Below are 20,851 nucleotides of genomic sequence, written 5' to 3'. Positions count from 1 at the left end.
AATATGGATGGCGGATTCAACTCCGATTCGCAACGCTGTTGAGGACCTCCTCGGAGAAGACTTCGAGGGGCGTTTTGAATCCGAGTATCTTGCGCGGACGATTGTAGAGTCGCTGTTCGATCCATCGCAGGTGCGCATCGGTGATGGTGCTGAAATCGATGTGTCGTGGCAAGTACTGGCGCGTCAATCCGTTGGCATTTTCGTTGCTGCCTCGCTGCCATGCGCAGTACGGATCTGCAAAATAGAAGTCGCTCTGCAAGCAGGCGGCAATGAGCCGATGATCGGCGAATTCCTTGCCGTTGTCGGCGGTGAGGGTGTGCACCGTGTGGCCTAGGCCGCCCAGGCGCTGGACGATGGCGTTGCGCACGTTCTCGGCGGTGCCGTCAGGCGAGTAAGCCAGCAGATGCAGGCGACTGCGGCGTTCGGTCATGCTGACCACCACGGCCTTTCCGTGTGAGGCCCGGAGGGTATCCAGCTCCCAGTCGCCGATGCGGCTTCGCTGCTCCACCACGCTGGGGCGCTGTGTCCAGCTGCGCCGATGTGTCAGCTGTCCGCGGCCATCGCGCACGCCCCGCCGACGGCGCTTGCGGCGGCGCTTGCGTAGATGCGTGAACAACTGGCCACCGCGCTTGTGGTCAGCGTAGATGTGCCGATAGATCCATTCGTGACTGGCCAGGCCGGTGCGACCGGCAATCTGTTCCGGGCTGAAGTCCTCGCTCAGCAGGACCTCGATCTGTGCGATGCGCTCAGCGTCGATGCGTGGACGCCGGCTGGCCTGCGTGCGCCGATGCTCGCTGATGCGCTGTGCGTGATCTGGCAGATAGTGCCGAGCGTGCTGATTGCGGCGCAGTTCGCGGCTGATCGTGCTGGGCGCGCGCTCCAACGCATCGGCGATGGCCCGCATCGACATCCCGGTTTCATATAACGCATGCAAACGGTATCGTTCGGCCTGGTCCAGGCGGCTGGATGACATGGGCAACTCCACTTGGCGGTGAAGTCGCTCAAGTCAGGTCGCCGGGCCACTTCACAACCGTTGGTGTTGCGAATCGGAGTTGAAGCCGCCGATCGATTGGGGGCTAGACTGACAATAGGATTTTGCGCGGCGCGGCGTTCATACGGACGCTCTCCACCGTGTAGGCCGGCAGGCGCATTGCACAAAGTGAAAAGGGAGTTGTATGGCGGTCGCTGTGGGAAAAGGTGAACGGTATGCGCTCGCGGGCTGCCTGCTGCTGCTCGCCCTGTTCGTCGCGCTGGCGCTTCACAGTCATGTGTTCAAGTATCGCGCGCACGTGTCCGACGGCAACAGCAGCCAGCACGGCGCGCGCCTTCACATCTCGCGACAGACTGCGCGCGCTTTGCAGCACGCCAAGTTTGTCGGCATCGAGTTGGCCGGTTGCCTCGAATGGGCACGGGTGGCGCGGCTCACTGACAACGGACAGCTGTCTCAGTTCGGCGCATCGCCCCCACTTCCTGTCGTGATGGAGGTGGAACTGGCGGCGCCGCGCGGCTGCTTGGCGAACCGCCCCGGAAGCGACGCGGTGATCCTCGCGAACGAGACTTACTTGGCCCTGTTCGCCGAGTCGTTCATCCGGCGCTGAACCGCCTTGCCCCGCACCTAGCGAAGTTGCGGCCGTCGCGAACGCGCCAGGCATTGGCCGGGTGCGTCGGGTCATTCCGAACGCTCCATTTGAATGACCAGTCCCCACAGGTTGTCCAAGTCGTCGTTCTCGCCGAGATGGATCATCTGCCTGACTTCTTCCGAGGTGTAGATCAACGTCAACAACGGAGCAAGATGCGCGTGCAGCGTATCGATATAGAGTGCACCGATGCTCCTGGCGAAGCCGCCGACGAGTACGATCGCATCGGGGGCGTTGAACAGTATCCCGATGTGCAACACGTTCGCCAGGTGCTTGACCGAGCGCGATAAGACGTCGATGCAAAACGCATCCCCGAGCAGCATCGCCTTGACCGCGCTTTCGTTGACCAGCAGCCGGTCGGCGCTGAACAGGTTCTGGCCCAGCTCGGCCAGAATAGAGGCCAATGCCGATTCCTCGTAGCGCGAGCGCTCGGCTTCGTCCTGCGCGACCGTGCGTAGCAGGCGCGCAAACGACGAGCCCGAAGCGTAATGACCAAGGATGCCGACCAATTGTCCATCGCCGGTGACAGGGGCATGTGGACTTTCATCGACCTTGACCAGTCCAATCTCGCCGTTGCGCCCGCTTCTTTCGAGCACGAGGCGGCCGGCCTCGCGGTCATAGATTTTGGCACCGATGCCGCTGCTGACGCTGACCACCATGACCGAAGTCGCTTCGCCGAACCGTGTCGAGTTTCCGTAGCGTACGGCGGCGGCCGACAAGTCGTTGAGCACCGTGACTGGCATGGCCAGCGCCCCCGCCAGCGCTTGCTTGGGCAGGTCGCAACCGGATGTGCCCCAGATCGAATTCATGCGTGCAATCGCGCCGTTCCTATCGACCACTCCAGGGAAAGACAAGCCTACCCGAGAGATCAGCGGCCACTTCCGCTTCCATTCGTGGAGCTTGTCGGTCAGCTGGCTCACCCAGATCTGCTGGCACCGATCGCCGTCGTAACCGGTGGTCACCTTCGGCCGATGGGTCAGTTCGCGCTCGCTGTCGACGAAGTCGTTGCCGTCCCAAACGACGTACCTGGAATAGGTGTATCCAATGTCGATGCACAGCCAATACTGATCCACAGCGAAATCTCCTTTGCGCTAGTGATGGATGGAACGCGTACATCTAGCAACCGCTCACCCGCCCGGTACACCCGACGCGGGATACAGCCAGCGGGTGTGGCAAGCGGCGCAGCGCGTGCATGGCCTCATTCATCCGGGCCAGCCTGCTCGGTACCTGTACGCATTTGATTGCAAGGGGTTTCGGCCTTGTTCGAAAAATCGGCTTGTACAAAGCCGGCGCGAATGAACTTGCCGACGTTGCGGGTAAAGTCGCGGTAACGGATCGGGCCGGCCAGGCGCAGTACATATCCCTCGCTATCAGCCCGATTGTGTTTGCGCCACGCGCGCTCTATGGCGGCCTGATCGAATGCGCCATCGAACAAGACCGGCGCGCGGGTAATGCCGCGCTCGGCCAGGAAAGCGCTGGTCTGGTCCCAGCCGAGACAGGTGTTGGACGCATCCCACACCGAAAAGCCGATGAAATAGCTGTCCAAATCCAGATACTCGACCGTGTGTGTGAGATAGACGAACTCCCCGCACACCCGCCAGCCGTCGGGAATCCGATCCTTCTTCGCTTCCCAGAACTCGCGCAGCCATTCCTTGGACGGATGCGCGCGAGGCCACGCGCTTTTGAAGACGAATGAGTCCCGATATAGGGTCACGTTCTGCCCATCCAGCTTTTCGCTGGCGACCACGCGCTGCCCGATAAACGCGGCAGCGCTTTCCATCGGGTGGTCGCCGGCGGTGGTCACCTCGGACCAGGGCAGCACGAACGTTCTCGGGTAGCGTGCCCAGGCGCCGAACAATTGGATCTTTCCGCTGGCCGCGAGCGCTTGCTGCACATCGACCTGATCGAAGAGTTCTCCCATCGCACGTCGGCCGTCGGAGTACAGCGAGTTCCCCCAATGGTCGTATTCCAGCCAGATGTAGAACTGCGGAGGATAGGTGCGTTCGATGCGCGCGGCTTCGCGGATCGCGTTCACGGCAATGCGGTCGCTTTCGGCTGCCAGCTTGTGTTCGTGGCACAGAACCACCAGGTTGCCGGGAGGACTAACCCCGCCTGGCCATAGTCGTGAGTCCAGCAACTCGTGCACGATGCGGGCCGGTTGCCCGCACACCACGCAGTGTTCACGGTCACGACGGAGCACTTGCGCGGCGGTTTGTTCAGACCAACTCATAGACGGAATTCCAGTTCCTAAAGGCGTTGGTAGGCACGAGGGCATTGGCGAACGCGCAAGCCTGCACGCTACCTGCCACCTTGCGGGCGTGCTCGACACGTTGCCGGGCCTCGACCGAGCATGACGCGTCCGGCTCGCTAGGTTGGACGGAGTTTCGTTGCAAGTCCGCGCTAGCCATCGCAACGACCATCGCGCAGTAGCCAGCGAATGTAATCCATTTGTTCGCCGAGAAACAGGTTGGCGCGTTCCAGTAGATCCGCTTGCTCCGGTATTTGCGGCAACCCCAACCGTGCATGCAACCGTCGGTACACCGGAGCGGTGACCAGGGTCGCCAGGCAATGGAAAAGACCCTTGTCGATTCGATAGCTCTTGCGCCGTTCCTTGGAGAACGTCGTTATGTCGGCGCCCTGACGCTTCAACAAGAACCAATGCGGGATGAAGTAGTCCCACAAGGGCTCGACGACCGCTCTGGCTGTCGCCTCGTCCAGGTCGAAGAACCCACGCAGCGTCGCGGCCAGCGGATCGATCTGCCGCACATCGCTCAGCTTAAATCGTGAAACCGTATCGCACTCGCTGTACTGCTTCGGCAGCCGCCAGAGTGCGCCGGCCAGATCTCTCAACACCTGCATGCCGGCGATCTCGGTGGGTAGCTCTTGCAGACGGCGGCTGGAATCCAGGTCGGTTAGGTACACCACGCCATCGCGCTTGTTGAGATAGAAGTTGTCCCATGCCGACGAGTAGCGGTAATGGCCGGATTGGGCGAACTGCCGCAGCGCTTGCCCGACCCGGTATCCAATCTCGCGCTGCGCGGCGGCGATTGCGCGATCTTCCACCGCGTCGGCATCCAGCGCCGCCAGCACCTCCTGCAGATGCTGCCGACGCTCGCGCGAGGCCGTGCGGCAATCCAGATAGAGAACGTCCAGCGAATGCGGACTCTCATCCGGCGCCAGCGACACCACCGCGCCGAGCGGCTCTGCTTTGAACCGCAGACCCGGGTAGCGATAGAGCGCGTAGGGCACGATCGAGGGCACGCCACTCCCATGCAAAGCGAATGCATTCTCGTATTCTTGCTGGGCACGGCGCAGCAGAATCGAGCCGAAGGGCGCCGACTCGCTGTGCAAGCTTTTGAATTGCCCGTCAGAGTCGATGCCGAAATGAGCGGTGCGTGCGGTTTCTTCGTACTCTACGACCGAGGGCTGCAAGGTCCCTGACGGATGAGCCCCCTTGATGCCAGAAGGCACCTGGGGGTCGACCGGATTCCAGGCGCCGACGCCTTTCAGCTTCGCCGCCAATAGCAACGGCCCGCCCTTCACTGGTCGGACCGGATCCACCAGCCGGTACCAAGCTGTCCGCCCTGGCTTGGCGAAGTTCGGTTGCGCATGCCACGAGACCAGACGTTCGATCGCCTCCGCATCGCGCGCACTGAGCGTCACGTCCTGGTTCCTACGAATCACATCGAACGCTAGCGTTTCCACATTCCCTCACATCGGTCCCAATAGTTGATTCCGGCCCGCACAGCACTCCGCTGTTGCACTCCTTCTAATCCCCCGCTGTGCCGGCAGGCACCTTCTCAACCGTCCGCTAAGCCCGAAGCGCCGTCACGGCGTGCCGCATCCGGTGGAAGGTCTCCTCGATCGCTGCCGGGGTGCCGCCGTACGGCACTCGTATGCTCTTCGGGGAGTGATAGTGGCTACCGCCGCTGACCCGTAACCCATACGCTTTGATGAGGGTCTCAGCGAAATCGTCTCCACTCACGCCTAGCCTCGACACGTCGGGGATCAGAAAGGGACCGCCTTGCGGCACCACGAAGGAAATGCCTTCGATCGTTCCCAGTAGTCCGACCGACAAGTCGCGATTGGATTGGAATTCCGTTGCCAGATCGGCAAGCCAATCCTGCGGGCCGCTTATCACCGCTGTGGCCGCGGCCTGGGCGATGTGGTTCACCGCCAGCATCATCCATTCGATCATCCTGGCAAACACCGTCGTGAGCGTCCGCGGCGCCACGATCCAGCCGATCCGCCACGCCCCCATCGCGTAAGACTTGGTTGCGCTCTGCACCACGATCGTGCGTTCGGCCGCCCCTTCGATGCTGTAGATGCTCACGTGCCGGCGGCCGTCGTAGACAAGACGGTCGTAAGCTTCGTCGGCCAGAAGCAGCAGATCGTACTCTTGCGCGATTCGCACAAGCTCAGTCAACTCCACCATCGTCAGCACCCGGCCGGTCGGATTGGTAGGCGTGTTCACCACTAGTAGCCGGGTCTTGGCGGTGATCGCGGACCGGATGCGCTCCATGTCCCATGCATAGTCGTCTTCGATCCGCATCGGCACGATCACCGGATTCGCGCCTGCTAACCTCACCAGGCCGTCGTAGGAGTAGCAAGGAGAAGGAATGATGACTTCCTCGTCCGGCGCCAGCAGCCCCGTCATGATGATGTGCAGCGCCTGCATGGCCCCATTGGTGACCACGATCTGCTGCTCGGCATCGACCCGGATCCCGGTCTCTCCGGCGACCTTGGTGGCAAGCGCCTGCCGCAATGCCAGGATTCCTCGCCCCTGTGCATAACCAGTTTCGGTCATCGCGCGTTGCGCCGCTTCGATAACGTGGGCTGGCGGCGGCCGCCGCGGCGCCCCGGACAAGGGCACGATGTCGCCGCCCTCACGCTTGCGCTGTTGGGACAGCTCATCGGCAAAGCATGAGCCTACCCTGCCTATGGCATCGGCCCGGCGCAGGAGCGCGGCCAGGCCTGCGCTCAGCGTCGGGTCATCGTCGTGCCTATCGCCTTGGTGCGGAACAGCCATAGGTTTCAATTGCCGTGAATGGGAAAGCGCGTGTTCCGCGCCGGGTCGCAGCCTTCAAGGATGCGGTCGAGAATCTGCTTGGTGTCCACCGCCAGTACGACCTCCTCGGCGGAAACGGGCACATAGTCCGCCGCCGAATAGCACCCGGATGCATGCACGACAATCTCGCTCGACGCAGGCACGATGCCGCGGTCGATGGCACCCAGCACCCCGGTCAGCGCCATCACCAGCGCCCATTCCCGCAGGTCTCGCGGATCGGCCGGTAGCGACGGCCCTTCCGGCGGCAGCAGCGAGCGGATGAATCCATAGCGCTCCAGGCATTCCTGCAGAGACACGACGATGCCGGTGCCGCCGTTGCGGTGCAAGGCGTCCGCCACGGCCTGCGCGGTGATGGGGTGATTGCTGTAGAAAGTCGAATCGATGATTTCGTCCAGGGCCAATGTTTTGGACGGGAACGACGGGATCTGCGACTGCACGTACAAACCGCTGGTCGGATCGAACCGATAAGGCGGAAGATTCTCGCGGGAGTCATTACCGAACAGATGCCCTAGCACCAGGTCCGGGGTGCCTAAGTGTTGCACCAACAACCACTGCGAGGCGGGCAACGCGGCGGCGTCGGGAATACCCGCCAGCACTTCGCGGCCGTGGTCGTAACCGAGCAGGCCGAACGCACTGGATACCGCCTGCGCCTGGACACGGGTGATTCCGGGCTGGAGCGTGCCGAGCAGGTCAGCCTCGACGAATGCCCGGATCGAATCGGCCATGCGGTAATTGTCGAGCTGGTAGGTGTGCCACGTGCGAAGCCCATGCTCTTCCCACAGCCTCGCCGAATGCTGTTGCACGAAGGTCCGGGTTAGCCGCTTCACTTCTGCGCCGCCGCCGGTCTGCGCCACGAACACCGGATTGAGCCGGCGAAGATATGGCGAGGTTGAGAGCGGCGAGCTCCAGAGCTTGCCCAGGCCTGCACGCGGCAACACGATGGCGATGCGTAGCTGCTCAGGCTCGACCAGGCCGCATTCGGTCGCGCGTAACACGGCATCGCGCAAAGCCCCCCCCCTTGTTGCCCGAACTCGGGGTGATCAACAGGATCGATTCGCCTGTTGCGTGGATATGCCGCACCGCACGCGCGATCATCACGTAGGATGCGAAGGTTTTGGTGGTCCTGGTTCTGGGATTGCAGGTCAGGTCAAGAAGGCGAAGCGTGCTGCCGCCGTAGCTGCCCAGTTCGTGCAGTTTGATCGCCGACGGTGAGAAGAACTCCCGCAGTAGCGGGCTCGTCGGGGGAAGTGTGAATTCCGGCTCGAAGGTCGCATCGACGCCGGAGTCGGGAACGAATGGCTGACCTGCCTGCTGAATCTTTTCGTGGTAATGGCTCAGCGCATTTGCAATTGTCGTCATAGCGGTTTCCACATCACTTCCGAGCGGGTGCTGGCCCGGGCCGTGCCGGGAGGGGGGGCTGCCGGCTAGATCGGTTGTTCCGGACCGACGGTCAGTCTGCGCATGTGCCGGCGCTTGCCTTGGTAGTCGTTGATAGCGCAATGCAGCGTGTTTCGATTGTCCCAAATGGTCAATTGCCCGGGTACCCAGCGGACCCGGCAACCGAACTCCGGCGTCAGCAGGTGCGCGCACAGGAACTCGATAATCGGCCGGCTCTCCTCTTCGGTGAAGCCCTCGAAACCCAGCGTGTGCAGGGGGCTGACGTACAGCGATTTGCGGCCGGTCGCCGGATGGGTGCGAACCACCGGATGGCGGGCCTCGAAACTCTCGCTGGCCTTCGGCGCTTCGATCTGCATGCTGGAAAACTGGCTCAAGTAAGCTTGCCGCGCTCCACCCTTGCGGAACTTCAACGAACTGCTAGTGATTCCGATCAAGCCGTCCAGCAGCCGTTTCATGCCGGCGGACAACGCCTCATACGCCGATTCGGCATTGGCGAACAAGGTATCACCGCCGTAGGCCGGAGTCTGGATCGAATATAGCAAGGTGGCCAGTGGTGGTTGTTGCAGGTAAATCGAATCGATGTGCCAGTCGTTACCGAAGTTGTTACGCTCGGTTTCGGCTTTCACCACATCGTTAATATACTCGAAGCCGTCGATGCCCTTGGCGAACGGGTAGGCGCATGGCGGGCCGAACACGCTGCCGATCCGCATCAGATCGTCGGCATCGAGTTGTTGCCCGTGGATGGTGATGACCTTGTACTCGTGCAAGGCCCGGAGCAGCTCCGTTTGGAGTTGCGCGCCACGATCCCGGGCAAGATCCACGCCGCCGATCGTGGCGCCGAGCACGCCGGCGATGGGGGTCACGCTGAGGATGTTATAAGCCATGTGCGATTCCTTTCGTTTTTCACTGGAGTGTGCTGCCGGCACATCTCTGCCAGTCTTCGGCGGTCACCGCCTAGGTGGATGATGCAGCAAAAGCTCGCCGATTTGCACGGCATTCAGAGCCGCGCCCTTGCGTAGGTTGTCGCCGCTGACGAACAGCGCCAACCCGTGTTCGACCGTCGGGTCCTTGCGGATGCGGCCGACCACTACATCGTCTTGGCCGGCGATCAGGAGCGGATGGGTAATGTCGGCTAGCTGCACCCCAGGCGCGGCGCGCAAGGTTTCGATGGCCGTATCAAGGGCGATCGGGCGTTCGAATTCGGCGTTGATCGACAGCGAATGTCCGGTGAACACCGGTACGCGCACGCAAGTGCCGGACACCGGCAAGTCCGGCAACGATAGGATCTTGCGACTTTCGTCGCGCAGCTTGGCTTCCTCGTCGGTGTAGCCGTCTTCGTTGACGAGGTAGTTCAGCGGCACCACATTGTGGGCAATCGGCACGGCCCATTTGCGCGGTTGCGGATACTCCAGCGCATGGCCATTTGTGACCAGCTTCTCAACTTGGCCGGCGGTGCGGGCAAGTTGCTGCTCCAGTTCCCGCACCCCGGCGATGCCGCCCCCCGACACCGCCTGGTAGGTGCTGATCACCAAGCGCTTCAGGCCGGCCCGCGCGTGCAGCGGCTTGAGTACCGGCATTGCCACCATGGTGGTGCAGTTGGGATTGGCGATAATGCCCTTGCTCAGCGTGGCGAGGGCTTCGGGGTTGACCTCGGCTACCACCAGTGGAACCTCGGAGTCCATGCGCCACGCCGACGAGTTGTCGATCACGATGGCACCCGCGGCCGCGGCCAGCGGCGCCAGCGCGCGTGAGGCATCCCCGCCCGCCGAGAAAAAAACGATGTCGAGGCCGGCGAAATCGGCCGCGGTGGCGTCTTCGACCTGAATCTCCTGTCCGTTCCAGTGCAGTGACTTGCCGGTCGAGCGCGCGGACGCGAACAGCCGCAGCGAGCGCACCGGGTATCGGCGTTCCACCAACAACGCGAGCATCAACTCCCCGACTAAGCCGGTTGCGCCGACGATCCCCACCCGCACGCCCTCGGGGTATGCCTCGATCCTTTCTGCCATTTGCTCTGCGTCCCCAACTGTTATCGACGATACCCGGCTTGCCGCGTCGTCGGCATTCATGGCCGAGTCCATGGCTCGCTGTGGCCATCGATGATATACCGATTTTCAGGCGCGTGATCGCGGCCTACCGAATCTCGATTGTCGTGGGCCCGGGGGGCCGCAACAATGACACGCGTCAGCGCATCTTGCGGAACCGCCGCCGCTTGCGGTATTAAGTATCTTTGTAACCCACATGCGACACGGATGCGAATGGAAGGCGGGCGGAGCCAAGTTGGACCTCGCCCCATCTCCCCCTTCGGGTGCGCGAAAAAATTCACTCCATAAGGATGCGATTGGTGAACATGCGATGCTCGAAGTTGAGAAAGTTGCTGGAAGGCGCGCCTTTGTCCTTCCTGATGGAGGCTCACGATGGCGTTTCCGCGCGCATCGTCGAACACGCCGGTTTCGGCGGGATCTGGGCCTCGGGATTGTCGATCTCCACCGTGCTCGGCTTGCGGGATTGCAGCGAGGCCTCCTGGACCGAAGTGCTGCGCACCGTTGGCTACATGTCCGACGCCACCGGCGTGCCGATCCTGCTCGACGGGGACGGCGGCTATGGCAACTTCAACGCGGTGCGCTTGTTGGTGCGCAAGCTGGCGCAGATCGGCATCGCCGGTGTCTGCATCGAGGACACCTTGTTCCCGAAGACCAACTCGTTCGTGGGCGAAAAACACCCGCTACTGGACATCGGCGAGTTTTGCGGCAAGATCCGCGCCGCCAAGGACTCCCAGAGTGAAGATCAATTCTGCGTGGTCGCTCGAGTCGAGGCGCTAGTCTCCGGGCGCGGGATGAGTGAGGCGCTTGAGCGCGCCCATCGCTATCGTGAGGCCGGTGCCGACGCCATCATGATCCACTCCAAAAAAAGTGAGCCTGACGAGATCCTGGAGTTCTGCGCGCAGTGGAAGCGGCATGCCCCGTTGGTGATCGTGCCAACCAAGTATTACAAGGCGCCGACCGATGCCTTCCACCAGGCGGGCGTCTCCACCGTGGTATGGGCCAATCACAATTTGCGCGCGGCGGTTCAAGCGATGCGTTACATCTCGAACTCGATCTACGTGCACAAGAGCGTCGCCTAGGTCGAGAACAGCATCGAAAGCCTGGATTCGCTGTTCTCGCTGATGGACTACGACGAACTGGCGCGGGCCGAAGTCCGCTATCTGCCCAAGAGCGATGATCATGGGGGGGGCTGAGTCCAGCGCACAAGCATCGACTTGATTCGCACGCTGTTTCAGCCTCCTCCCATGAAACGCATTGTCTGCTGCCTGACCGATGAGGCTGCTCGCCTGGCGAGCGAATCGCTGCTACCCGTCCTTCGCCGTTTTGCCGGCACGCTCGGTATCGAGCTCGTTACCGTGGACGTGTCGCTCGCAGCGAGGATTCTGTCGGCCTTTCCTGAATGCCTACCCACGGGGCTTGGCGTCGGCGACCCTGTGGCGGACCTTCGCCAGTGGGTGCTCGCCCGTGATGCGGTGATCGTCAAGCCGCCGTGCATCAGTGCCTCGGCCTGCCAGCTAGGTGCGGCAATCAGCGAACTGCAAGGCCACGGCTATCGTCTGCCGGACTACCCAGAACGCCCGGTCGAGGCGCACCAGGCGCGGTTGCGCCACCGCTACGACACTGTGCGTGGAAGCGTGGTTAACGGCGTGCTTCGCCAAGGCACCTCGGTGCGTCGCGTGGGGTCTGCCCTCAAGCCGCATCTGCGCGCGCGCTCAACGCCACCGCATCATCCGCCATCCCCCAGCCTGCGTTCCTGCATCGACAGCATGGCGGACGGCGATTTCCTGTCGTCGGAGCAAGCGATAACGCTGCACGCCGATACGGTGTTGCGTATCGAGCATGTCGGCGCGGACGGCCGCCTCGATACCCTGGCCAGTGGCCTGCGCGTGGCTGCCGGGGATGTGCTGGATGCTGCGGTGATGCGCCGGCATGCATTGCGGGCCTTCCTCGCCGCCAGCTTCGATGCCTGCAAGCGCGATGGCCTGCTGTTCTCGCTGCCGTTGAAATGTACGAGCATGAAGGTGTCCGACTCGGCGATCTTCGCCAGCGCAGTGGACATCCACTTCGCAGAGTTGCTGTCGCGCCACGCTGCTTTGCTGCACCGCCACGGCTACTGTCCGCAGTCAGGCATCCAAGGCTTGCAGCGGATCGCCGCGTCGCATTCCGACCACGGCGAATTCGCTGCCAACCTGGCCGTGCCACGACAGCCAGAACTGGCCATGGTCGACGCCCGGGCAGGCCATTCGACGCTGAGCGCGCCGGGCAGCACCAGCATCGCCGTGCAGATGGCAGAGGCCCTCCTGCATGGCGGACGTGGCGTCGGGGCGGACGGCCGTTGGGCCGATACGCGCTTCGTCATCCCAAACCGCAGCGAGGCGGACGTGTATCGCGCGCTGCTCGAAGACATACAGCTGCACGGGCTGCCCGAACCGTCACGGATCGGATCGGCGACGGTCGTTGGCCTGAGCGCGGATGCAGCCGACGAATATGGCGCACAGGAAACCACGTTTGAAATCGAGCGTGCCGGCCGCGTTCGCATCGTCGATGCCTACGGCCGCGTCCTCATCGAGCACGCGGTGGACGCTGGCGATATTTGGCGGGCATGCCGGCGCAGCGGCCGCGCGATCGGGCATTGGATCGCCTGCGCCTTGGCCCAGGCGCGCCGCCAATCAGTGCCGCTCTTGTTTTGCCTCGATGCCAACCGCCCGCGCGACCGCGAGACCTTGCGCCATCTGCGCTCGGCCTGCCTGGCGTCGGAATGGGTTCCAGCGGGTATCAGCGTGCACTGTAGCCGCGACGCTATCGGCAGCTTGCTGGGCCGGCTACGCCGTGGAGAGGCCGTGGTGGCCGCCACCGGCAATCTGCTGCGCGACTACCTCGGCGAGTATCTGGGGGCCATCGAGGCCGGAAGCAGCGCCATGCTGGAGGTCCGCACCGAACTGCTCAATGGCGGCAAGGTGCTTGAAGCAGGCGCAGCCGGCTGCGCGCCGGCCATCGCCCGGGATTTCCTGCAACGCAACCACCTGCGCTGGAACCCTGTGGGCGACCTGCAAGCCTGGAGTGGCGCGCTGGCCGAAATCGGCGAGCGCTCGGTCTGCGCGCTGAGTATCGCCGCGGCCGAGGGATTGAAACGGGTTACAGCGAGCCTGCTCGCGCAAGTTGCGTTGCCTGCGAGCCATGGCGAAACGATGGATCTGCGGGTCGCGCATGTTCACCTGGCCTGTGCCTGGGCCTTGGAACTGCGCGATCTGCCGGAACTCGGCCCGCGCTTTGCGAGCTTGGCGCAAGCGCTGGATCAAGCGCGCGCTCGGATCGAAGACGAAATCCTGCGCGCGCGCCGCCTGCCGGCCGACTTGGGCGGCTACTATCGCCCAGATCCCGAGCGCCTGTCCCGAGCGATGCACCCCAGCCTCTGCTTCGAGCGGATTTTGAGTACCCTGGATTGAGCACAGACGTGAACGCGGACATGGACGCATACCAGGACAGCATTCAGATCGCAGTCGTCGGCTTGGGTCCGTGGGGGCTGTGCGCTTTGGAGCGTATCGTCTTTCACGCCCGCGCATCGCGCCTGGCAGCGATCACCGTGCATGTGGTCGAACCTTTCACGCCCGGCACTGGCATCTACGAGGAATCGCTACCCGACTATCTGGTCATGAACAATGCCTGCGGGGACATCGGCCTAGCGCGGTTGTGGCGACACGGCGCCGAGCAGGAAACGAGGTTGTACGACTGGGCGGTGTCCCATGGGTATCGCAGGTTCGGCCGGGACTACCGCAAGGACCCCGCTGGCGTGCCGATCACGCCGGAGGATTTCCTGCCCCGCCGCCTGATGGGTGAGTACCTGCGCTGGTATTACCGTGAACTGCTCGATTCGCTTCCGCCAACGTTGAAAATTCGACTGCACCGGACCTGGGCGCGTGCGCTACTGCCTGGGAAGGATGGCGGTGAGGAGGTATGGCTGGACAGCGGCGAATGCCTGAGCGTGGATCATGTGATACTGACGTTCGGCAATGCCGACGCTGTATCGAACCCGCCAGCGGACGACGCGGCGCGGGGCATGTCGCCTTACCCGGTGTCGGCTTATTTGCCCGGCGTCAGCGCCGAAACCCGGGTGGCGGTGACCGGCATGGGCTTGGTCGCGATCGACGTGGTGATGACACTGACCCAGGGCATGGGCGGGCGGTTTGAGGAATGCGGCGAACGCGTGGCTTACCATCCAAGTGGCCGTGAACCGAGCATTTTCCTGATCTCCCGCAGCGGCCTGCCGTTTCGCCAGAAGAGCACCGCCGTCTCGCAGGTGGCGGCGCGCAAGGCGGCGTTCGTGTTCGGGCCGCCAGCAATCGACCGCTTACTGGCGCGGGGAAAGGCCGCGATCGATTTCGTCGCCGATGTGCTGCCCTTGTTGCTGCGCGAGATGAGTGCGCGGTACTACGTCCAAGCCGTCTACGAAGCCAAGGGTGAGTTGGAGTCGCGGCAGCTGGCCCAGCGGCTGCGCAACGCGTCGTGCCTGGCGGACTTCGACGCGGCCATCGACGGCCTGGCCCGGTGTTTCGGCACGTTTGATCCGTCGGGCATATTTTACGGTGAGTGCCTTGAGTCGGCATGCTCAGCGGGTTTCCAGCAAGCTGTATGCGATGCGATCCTGCGCGAAATCACGCCCTCGGCGCGCTCGGGCCCCGAGAATGCGGCCTGCGAGACCTTCCGCGTGCTGCGCGATTCGGTGCGCACGGTCGTCGAATATGGGCGTCTGAGCTTCGACTCGCATCAGCAGTTCCATAGCCAGATTCGCGGCAACATACAACGTCTGACCTCGGGGCCTCCAGCCTGGCGTCTGCGCCAGTTGCTTGCGCTGATCGATGCCGGCGTCGTCCAACTGCCCTTTGGCCCGTCCCCTGCAATCCATCCCCCCGCGCGCGAAGGGGAAGACTTTCGCATCGCCTCGACCCATTTGGCGCGCCCCTGTGTAGAGCGGATCGATCTGTTGATTCGCGGCCACCTCGACACGCCTCGGCTTGGTGCCAGCGCCTCTCCGCTGTTGGCATCGCTACATCGGCATGGCCGGTTGGTGCCGGCGCGGTATGGTGATACCGAGGTCGGTAGCGTTGATATCACCACCGACGCGCATCCCATTGACCGACAAGGCCGGGTCCAGGAGCGTGTTTGGGTGTTCGGCGCTATCACCGAGGGCACCTTGTTCTCGACCCTCTATATTCCCTCGCCGAAAAGAGGCGTGCGCGCTTATCAGGATATCGACCGCTGTGTTTCCACCTTGCTCGGCGACGTGGCTTGTGCAGCGGCATTGGCGTGAGCCGCCGTACTGCACCGGCTTGCGCGCGCCTTAGCGCACTTGGGTGATTTTGCCCTCGTTCAGCGAATACACCCGATCGGCGAGCTCCACCGGTCCGGGCCGGTGGGACACGATGATGCACGTCGCCTTCAGTTTTTTGACCAATTCCACCACCGTCGCTTCCGAAGCTGGGTCCAGGTGGCTGGTTGCTTCGTCGAGAAACAGGAACAGCGGGCGCCGGCACAAGGCGCGCGCGATCAGCAGACGCTGACGCTGGCCGGCCGACAGGTGGCCGCCATCGTCCTTGATCACCGTGTTGTACCCGTCCGTCAGCGACTGTATATAGTCGTGTAGGCCGACATCGGCCGCGCAGCGGACGATCCACTCCCTATCCGCATCGCGAGCTGTCATGCGGATATTGTCCAGGATAGTTCCATAAAACAGTCGATCCTCGCGCAGCACGGTCGCGGTGGCGGCGTAGTAGTCGCGCCGGCGCACCTGGGCGATTGGCACCCCCGCCACTTCCAGGGTCCCGCTCCTGAATTCGATCAGTCCCAGCAGTGCCTTGGTCAGGCTGGTCTTGCCCGCGCCAGAGGGGCCGACGATGGCGATGCATTCACCGGGCCGGGCGTGGAGAACGCCATCGACCAGCAGATCTCTACTCCCGCCGACGGTCAGGCACGCCCCGCGCAACTCGATGCTGGCGTTGCCGGCGTGCACGGCCAGCGGCGGCCGGTTGGCGTCGGAGACCTCCAGCGGTTCGACCAACAGCTCCTGCATCTTGTCGCGGTGCACATCCAGCAAGCGATACGCCACCAGCTTGTCGATCAAGATAAACGCCCGCGAAAGGAACAATTCCGAATACGCCACTGTCACGATCAAGCCGCCGACCGTGATCTTCTTCGCCAGCACCGCTTCCATGAGAATCAACACGATAGCGATCCGCGCCGAGGTCGTCAGAAGCCCGGCCATGCTCCGCGACGAGGACTCGGCCTCTTGGAACACATGATCCACGCGGAACTGCTTGTGCAGCTCCGAAAACCAGCGTTGCTTGCGCTCCCCCTCGCAGGCACTCAGGCGTACCGTCTGGATGCCGGCGATGGTTTCCCACAGATTGGCCTGCTGGCTGACCCCGAGCGCCGAGCGCTCGGCGTCGGCCTGGAACTGGCGCCGGTAGATGGCCGCGCGAAACACTCCGTACAGCAGCACCGCAGCGGCCGCTGCCAGCGCGCCGACCGGCGTCAGGTAGGCCAACAGCACCAACCCGAGGACCGCCAGCAACCCGTCGAGGATGCCTTCCAGAAACGCGCCAGTCAGGACCCGCTGCATATGCGAAACGGACCAGAACTTGGCTGCGATCGTGAATACCCCGCGCGCTTCGAAGAACACTAGGGGCAGCGCCATCATGCGGTCAAACAGATTGGATAGCCAACTCTGGTTGAGTCGCTGGCTAAAGGTCATTAGCATCCTGCTGCGGCCATAAGTGAGCAGGCCTTGCGATACCGCGATCACGACGAAGATCACAAGAATGCTCACGATCAAATCGGCGTCGCCCAAGTCGATCGCGCGATCGATGATGATCCGTAGCATCATCGGCGTCATCAAGACGCAGATTTCGACCAGCAGCGCGGTGGCGACGATCAGTCCGGCGACCTTGCCGACCCCCTCGATCGGGCCAATGATCGCCCCGATCGATAGACGCTTGGGGCGTGAATTCTTGACGGTCATGGCGTCCTGTCAATTGGTTGCAGAAATCTTGTCGCGCCTCGTCGTCCACGGCGCGACGAACGACCCCGTCCACTGTGGAGACCCCGCCGCGAACGTTGCCGCGAACGGTCCGGCGATCCTAGGGAAGCTCGGAACAAGCCTCCCCATATCGGCGACATTATCAGGATGTGATCGAGGGCGTGAGACATGACGTAACTGAGCTTCTCCGACGCCGAGCATACCGGTAAGCGCAAGCGAACCCGCCGCGAGGTGTCCCTTGCGCAGACGGACCAGGTGGTGGTGTGGAACGCGCTGCCGTCGCAGATCGCGCCTCACTATCCGAAGGCCGGCCGAGGCGGCCATCCGTATGGGCTGGCAACGATGTTGCGCATCCACTTCCTGCAGCAGTGGTATGCGTTGAGCGATCCGGCGATGGAGGAGGCGCTGTATGAGATCGCTTCGATGCGTCAGTTCGCATGGGTGTCGTTGCTGGAGGCGCTACCCGATGAGACGACGATCCTCAACTTCCGGCATTTGCTGGAACGGCATGGATTGGCGCCAAAGCTGCTGGAGCCGGTGAACCGGCATGTTCAAGGCAAGGGATTGTTGCTGTGCCAAGGAACGATCCTGGACGCCACGAAGCTGCTGCACGGAAAGCGGCACGAGGTCTACGCCGATGCGGGGTAGACCGGGGCGGACAAGCGCGAGGAACTGAAGGGTCAGCGCCTGTGCTGGAACATTGCCGAGCGTCGGAGCCGGATCAGGGCGCTGCCGCAAGGCGAGTTGAAGACTCTCAGCGAATTCGTCGAGCACCTGACGGCCAAGGTGCCGGCACGGGTGGAGCATCCGTGCCGGGTGATCAAGCAGCAGTTCGGCCACCGGAAGGCGCGCTATCGGGGGCTGGCCAAGAACGATGCGCAGTTGAACGTGCTGTTTGCGTTGTCGAACACGTGGATGGCGCGCAGGCACGTGTTGGCGATGGCGGGGTACGCCGCTCGGATTGGTGACTTGTTCAGACCGTCCCTAGCGCATGCGCCTGCCGAGCGGCCAGAACTCCCACCATGCGCGCCAATCCCGCCCTGGCCACGAACGCAGTTGCGGCCAATGGAAAGGGACGGTATAAATTGAAGCTTGAGCTTGCACTGCCACGCACCGATAGGACTTCGCGCAGTCGTATGGAATCGAAACGCATTCATGAGGTCGTCGAGGAATGGGCGCCGCGCCTGCTCTCTTTGGGCGAGCTGGACGCCGGCTCGGTGGTGGATGGCAAATGGACGCGCCGGCAGCTTTTGGGCCATTTGATCGACTCGGCGATCAACAACTACCATCGCTTTGTCACGCTCAGAGCCGGCAATCTGGACGGCTTTCCTGGCTACAATCAAGAAAGCTGGGTCGCCGCCGGCGCCTACAACGCCAGCCCTCTGGTCAATCTGGTTCACCTGTGGGTAGCGTTGAATCGTCAGATCGCGGTCTTGGTGGACAACGCTGTTTCCGGCGCCGCGGACCATGTCTGGGTCGATAGAAATCTCACCTTCGGTTTCCTGTTGAACGAGTACGTGTCGCACATGCTGCGCCACCTGCCGGAGATCGCCTACGGCCATGCCGTGGCTCCGGCGGCTGCGCGCCCGGCCGCCTGACCGCCCACGTGCGGTGATCGCGGGTCCGCACATACAGGCGAGGATCTGATGCTGCTCGACGGCAGGTACGCCCCCAGTTTTCCAGATGCGCTGACCGAGATGGACAGCAAGGCCCTCCTGTACGCGCTCGACCCCTATTTTTGGGAGGGCTGGGAGGATTTGACCGCCGTGGCAGGCACGGCCGCGTGCGAACTTGCGCACACGTATTCGCTGGTGCTGCTGCGGCCCGACAGTCTCGCCGCGCGCAAGGCCGAGGCGGTGCTGGATTGGCTTCCCGACAACGGTTTCGTGGTCGTCGACTGCATTTCCTTGGGTGTCGACCGGCACCAGGTCCGGGCGCTGTGGCAATACCAGTGGAACAACGCGATCCGGGAAAGAAAAGAAGCCTGCGATGCCTTGATGCAGAGCGGGCCTTCGCTGCTGCTCATCATTAGAAGCGATACCGCTTCGGTGCTGCCCGATTCCACGGCGGCTCGCTTCGCCAGACTAAAAGGTGCCGCCGATCCAGCCTTGCGCCGCCCCGGCGATTTGCGTCTTCGCCTTGGCCATAAGTCGCGGATGCTCAGCTACCTCCATTCTCCGGACGAGCCGGCGGACTTCGTTCGCGAGCTGGCGATCCTTCTCGATAGCGCGCAGCGCCGGGCGGTGGGAAAGAAAATCACCTGCGTGGCGCCGGCGGTGACGTCACAACAGCTGGCGGGCATGGTCGCCAGTGCGTATAGCCAGACAGCGCACAACGCGCTTGATTTGGCCGCGTCCTTGGACCGCATCCAGGCGGTCGCGCTGAGCGCGACCGAGCCGACCGACCGGGACCGGCTTTCGCTGCTGTGTCTTATCGACAAGGCCAGGTGCGGGGAACGAGTGGACTGGCGGGATCTCTTTTCGCTATTGGACATGCGCGACGCCGCTTATGAACCCTGGGACCGAATCACGATCGCCGGCCACCTGATCGCGATGGATCTGCCCGGCAAGCGAAACGTGCTAGCCCATCCCGCCAGCCGAGTCGCGCGACGCGACGCCGGCTGATACGCAGGCCCCGCGCCCTGGCGGGCCGTGGTTTGGCCCCAGCAATCGTCCCCACCCAATCGCACACGCCATGAACACTGCTCAGATATGCATCGATGAAAGATTCGGCACTCCTATCGCGAGCGGCTTGACCCGGCTTGCGCAGAAGCAGGCGCTGTATTCCATCGACTCTTATTTCCAAGAGAGCTGGGAAGATGCGGTCGCCGTCGCCGGCGATTGCGCCGCCGAACTGGTGCGCCGCCATTCGCTGTTGCTGATCCGGCCCGATGCCATGGCGGCACGCCATGTCGGGGCGATACTGGACTGGCTTGCCGGTCATGAGTTCGCGGTCGTCGCCAGTGACTTCCTGCCCGTTTGCCGCCATCAGGCGACTGCGTTGTGGCGGTACCAATGGAACACCGCGCCGCGCATCCGCAAGGAGGCCCTGATCGCGGTGCTGGCCGCGGCCCCATCCCTGCTTGTGGTGATCCGTTCCGACGCGGCGCCCGAAACGTGGGCCGCTACCCGCTTCGCCCGTCTGAAAGGTTCGGCGGACCCGCAACTGCAACGTCCTGGGGAGTTGCGCGCCCTGCTACGCAGCCCGGCGCACCTGCTCAGTTTCGTCCATGCCGCCGACGATCCGGCCGATTTTGTCAGGGAGCTGGCCGTCTTCCTTCCAGAACGTCGACGCAAGCAGATCTACGCGATGATTCGTGCGGGCGTGGCGCTGTCCCCACAGGCCCTGCGCGATGGGGTTGCGGCGGCCCACGCGCAGGTCCCGCCGCACTCGCTGGATCTTTCTTCCGTGCTTGATAGGCTGCGGATGGCGGTTAGAGTTCAGTTCGTCGGCGATGCCCGCGAGCGCGAGAGGATCGAGCGCCTCTTGGCCGATGTCGGGCAAGGCGTCCGATGCGATTGGCGCGCGCTATTCGAGGCGCTGGACGAATACCATACGGTCTACGACCCGTGGGACAGGATCACCCTTGCCGGGCATGTTTCGGATCTATCGCATGAAGGGCTGTCGCCGTTGATTCCGGGGACCGCAACGGCAGGTTGAAGCTCGGCGGCCA

Annotated in this window: 17 protein-coding genes and 1 pseudogene; 8 read left to right on the top strand and 10 right to left on the bottom strand. The window is 63.2% G+C overall.

Going from position 1 to position 20,851, the window contains the following annotated elements; genetic code table 11:
- Nucleotides 1-16: 16 nt before the first annotated feature.
- Nucleotides 17-973, bottom strand: a complete 957-nt coding sequence (locus KHF85_RS19520) for an IS30 family transposase (RefSeq protein ID WP_009597007.1) — start codon at nucleotides 971-973, stop codon at nucleotides 17-19.
- Nucleotides 974-1,175: 202 nt separating this feature from the next.
- Here KHF85_RS19520 and KHF85_RS19515 point away from each other — a divergent pair, with 202 nt between their 5' ends.
- Nucleotides 1,176-1,598: a hypothetical protein gene (locus tag KHF85_RS19515; RefSeq protein ID WP_284567935.1), complete on the top strand. Its 423-nt coding sequence runs from the start codon at nucleotides 1,176-1,178 to the stop codon at nucleotides 1,596-1,598.
- A gap of 71 nt (nucleotides 1,599-1,669) precedes the next feature.
- Here KHF85_RS19515 and KHF85_RS19510 read toward each other — a convergent pair whose 3' ends face one another.
- From KHF85_RS19510 to KHF85_RS19475, 8 genes are all read right to left on the bottom strand, one after another.
- The gene (locus KHF85_RS19510) at nucleotides 1,670-2,710 is read right to left on the bottom strand and encodes an ROK family protein (protein WP_284567934.1); all 1,041 of its coding nucleotides are present in this window, start codon (nucleotides 2,708-2,710) and stop codon (nucleotides 1,670-1,672) included.
- A gap of 125 nt (nucleotides 2,711-2,835) precedes the next feature.
- Nucleotides 2,836-3,867, bottom strand: a complete 1,032-nt coding sequence (locus KHF85_RS19505; RefSeq protein WP_284567933.1) for an RNA ligase family protein — start codon at nucleotides 3,865-3,867, stop codon at nucleotides 2,836-2,838.
- 170 nt (nucleotides 3,868-4,037) lie between these two features.
- A complete protein-coding gene (locus KHF85_RS19500; RefSeq protein WP_284567932.1) occupies nucleotides 4,038-5,300 on the bottom strand; it encodes a hypothetical protein in 1,263 nt (420 codons plus the stop codon).
- Nucleotides 5,301-5,448: 148 nt separating this feature from the next.
- Nucleotides 5,449-6,666 carry a pyridoxal phosphate-dependent aminotransferase gene (locus tag KHF85_RS19495; RefSeq protein ID WP_284567931.1) on the bottom strand — a complete coding sequence of 406 codons (1,218 nt, stop codon included), beginning with the start codon at nucleotides 6,664-6,666 and terminating at the stop codon, nucleotides 5,449-5,451.
- 5 nt (nucleotides 6,667-6,671) lie between these two features.
- Nucleotides 6,672-7,712, bottom strand: a complete 1,041-nt coding sequence (locus tag KHF85_RS19490) for a DUF6002 family protein (protein WP_284567930.1) — start codon at nucleotides 7,710-7,712, stop codon at nucleotides 6,672-6,674.
- Nucleotides 7,663-8,064, bottom strand: a complete 402-nt coding sequence (locus KHF85_RS19485) for a DUF6002 family protein (protein ID WP_284567929.1) — start codon at nucleotides 8,062-8,064, stop codon at nucleotides 7,663-7,665. Before KHF85_RS19485 ends, KHF85_RS19490 begins: the two co-directional genes overlap by 50 nt.
- 65 nt (nucleotides 8,065-8,129) lie before the next feature.
- A complete protein-coding gene (locus KHF85_RS19480) occupies nucleotides 8,130-8,987 on the bottom strand; it encodes a TauD/TfdA dioxygenase family protein (protein WP_284567928.1) in 858 nt (285 codons plus the stop codon).
- Nucleotides 8,988-9,050: 63 nt separating this feature from the next.
- Nucleotides 9,051-10,169, bottom strand: coding sequence for an aspartate-semialdehyde dehydrogenase (locus tag KHF85_RS19475; protein WP_284567927.1), 1,119 nt, complete (start codon nucleotides 10,167-10,169; stop codon nucleotides 9,051-9,053).
- A 296-nt stretch (nucleotides 10,170-10,465) separates the two neighbouring features.
- Between KHF85_RS19475 and aepX the strand changes: the two genes are divergently transcribed.
- The 3 genes from aepX to KHF85_RS19460 all read left to right on the top strand — a co-directional run bounded on the left by aepX (nucleotide 10,466) and on the right by KHF85_RS19460 (nucleotide 15,453).
- Nucleotides 10,466-11,224, top strand: coding sequence for a phosphoenolpyruvate mutase (aepX, locus tag KHF85_RS19470; protein ID WP_284567926.1), 759 nt, complete (start codon nucleotides 10,466-10,468; stop codon nucleotides 11,222-11,224).
- Nucleotides 11,225-11,389: 165 nt separating this feature from the next.
- Nucleotides 11,390-13,591, top strand: a complete 2,202-nt coding sequence (locus KHF85_RS19465) for an NADP-dependent isocitrate dehydrogenase (RefSeq protein ID WP_284567925.1) — start codon at nucleotides 11,390-11,392, stop codon at nucleotides 13,589-13,591.
- An 8-nt stretch (nucleotides 13,592-13,599) separates the two neighbouring features.
- Nucleotides 13,600-15,453, top strand: coding sequence for an FAD/NAD(P)-binding protein (locus KHF85_RS19460; RefSeq protein WP_284567924.1), 1,854 nt, complete (start codon nucleotides 13,600-13,602; stop codon nucleotides 15,451-15,453).
- Between the two features lie 30 nt (nucleotides 15,454-15,483).
- On the opposite strand, the gene KHF85_RS19455 is transcribed toward KHF85_RS19460, so the two are convergent.
- Nucleotides 15,484-17,160, bottom strand: a complete 1,677-nt coding sequence (locus KHF85_RS19455) for a peptidase domain-containing ABC transporter (RefSeq protein ID WP_284567923.1) — start codon at nucleotides 17,158-17,160, stop codon at nucleotides 15,484-15,486.
- Between the two features lie 195 nt (nucleotides 17,161-17,355).
- Here KHF85_RS19455 and KHF85_RS19450 point away from each other — a divergent pair.
- The 4 genes and pseudogenes from KHF85_RS19450 to KHF85_RS19435 form a co-directional block, all read left to right on the top strand.
- Nucleotides 17,356-18,126, top strand: a pseudogene (locus KHF85_RS19450) (IS5 family transposase); the annotation flags it as partial.
- A 74-nt stretch (nucleotides 18,127-18,200) separates the two neighbouring features.
- The gene (locus tag KHF85_RS19445) at nucleotides 18,201-18,776 is read left to right on the top strand and encodes a DinB family protein (RefSeq protein WP_284567922.1); all 576 of its coding nucleotides are present in this window, start codon (nucleotides 18,201-18,203) and stop codon (nucleotides 18,774-18,776) included.
- A 48-nt stretch (nucleotides 18,777-18,824) separates the two neighbouring features.
- Entirely contained in the window at nucleotides 18,825-19,802 is a 978-nt protein-coding gene (locus KHF85_RS19440; RefSeq protein ID WP_284567921.1) for a nucleoside-diphosphate kinase, read from the top strand.
- A 70-nt stretch (nucleotides 19,803-19,872) separates the two neighbouring features.
- The gene (locus KHF85_RS19435; protein ID WP_284567920.1) at nucleotides 19,873-20,838 is read left to right on the top strand and encodes a nucleoside-diphosphate kinase; all 966 of its coding nucleotides are present in this window, start codon (nucleotides 19,873-19,875) and stop codon (nucleotides 20,836-20,838) included.
- Nucleotides 20,839-20,851 lie beyond the last annotated feature (13 nt).

Origin of the sequence: Xanthomonas graminis pv. graminis (genome assembly GCF_030168915.1) — a bacterium.
Classification (GTDB): domain Bacteria; phylum Pseudomonadota; class Gammaproteobacteria; order Xanthomonadales; family Xanthomonadaceae; genus Xanthomonas_A; species Xanthomonas_A translucens.
The sequence above is the reverse complement of the archived record's forward strand: the minus strand, read 5'-3'. Positions and strand labels throughout refer to the sequence as shown.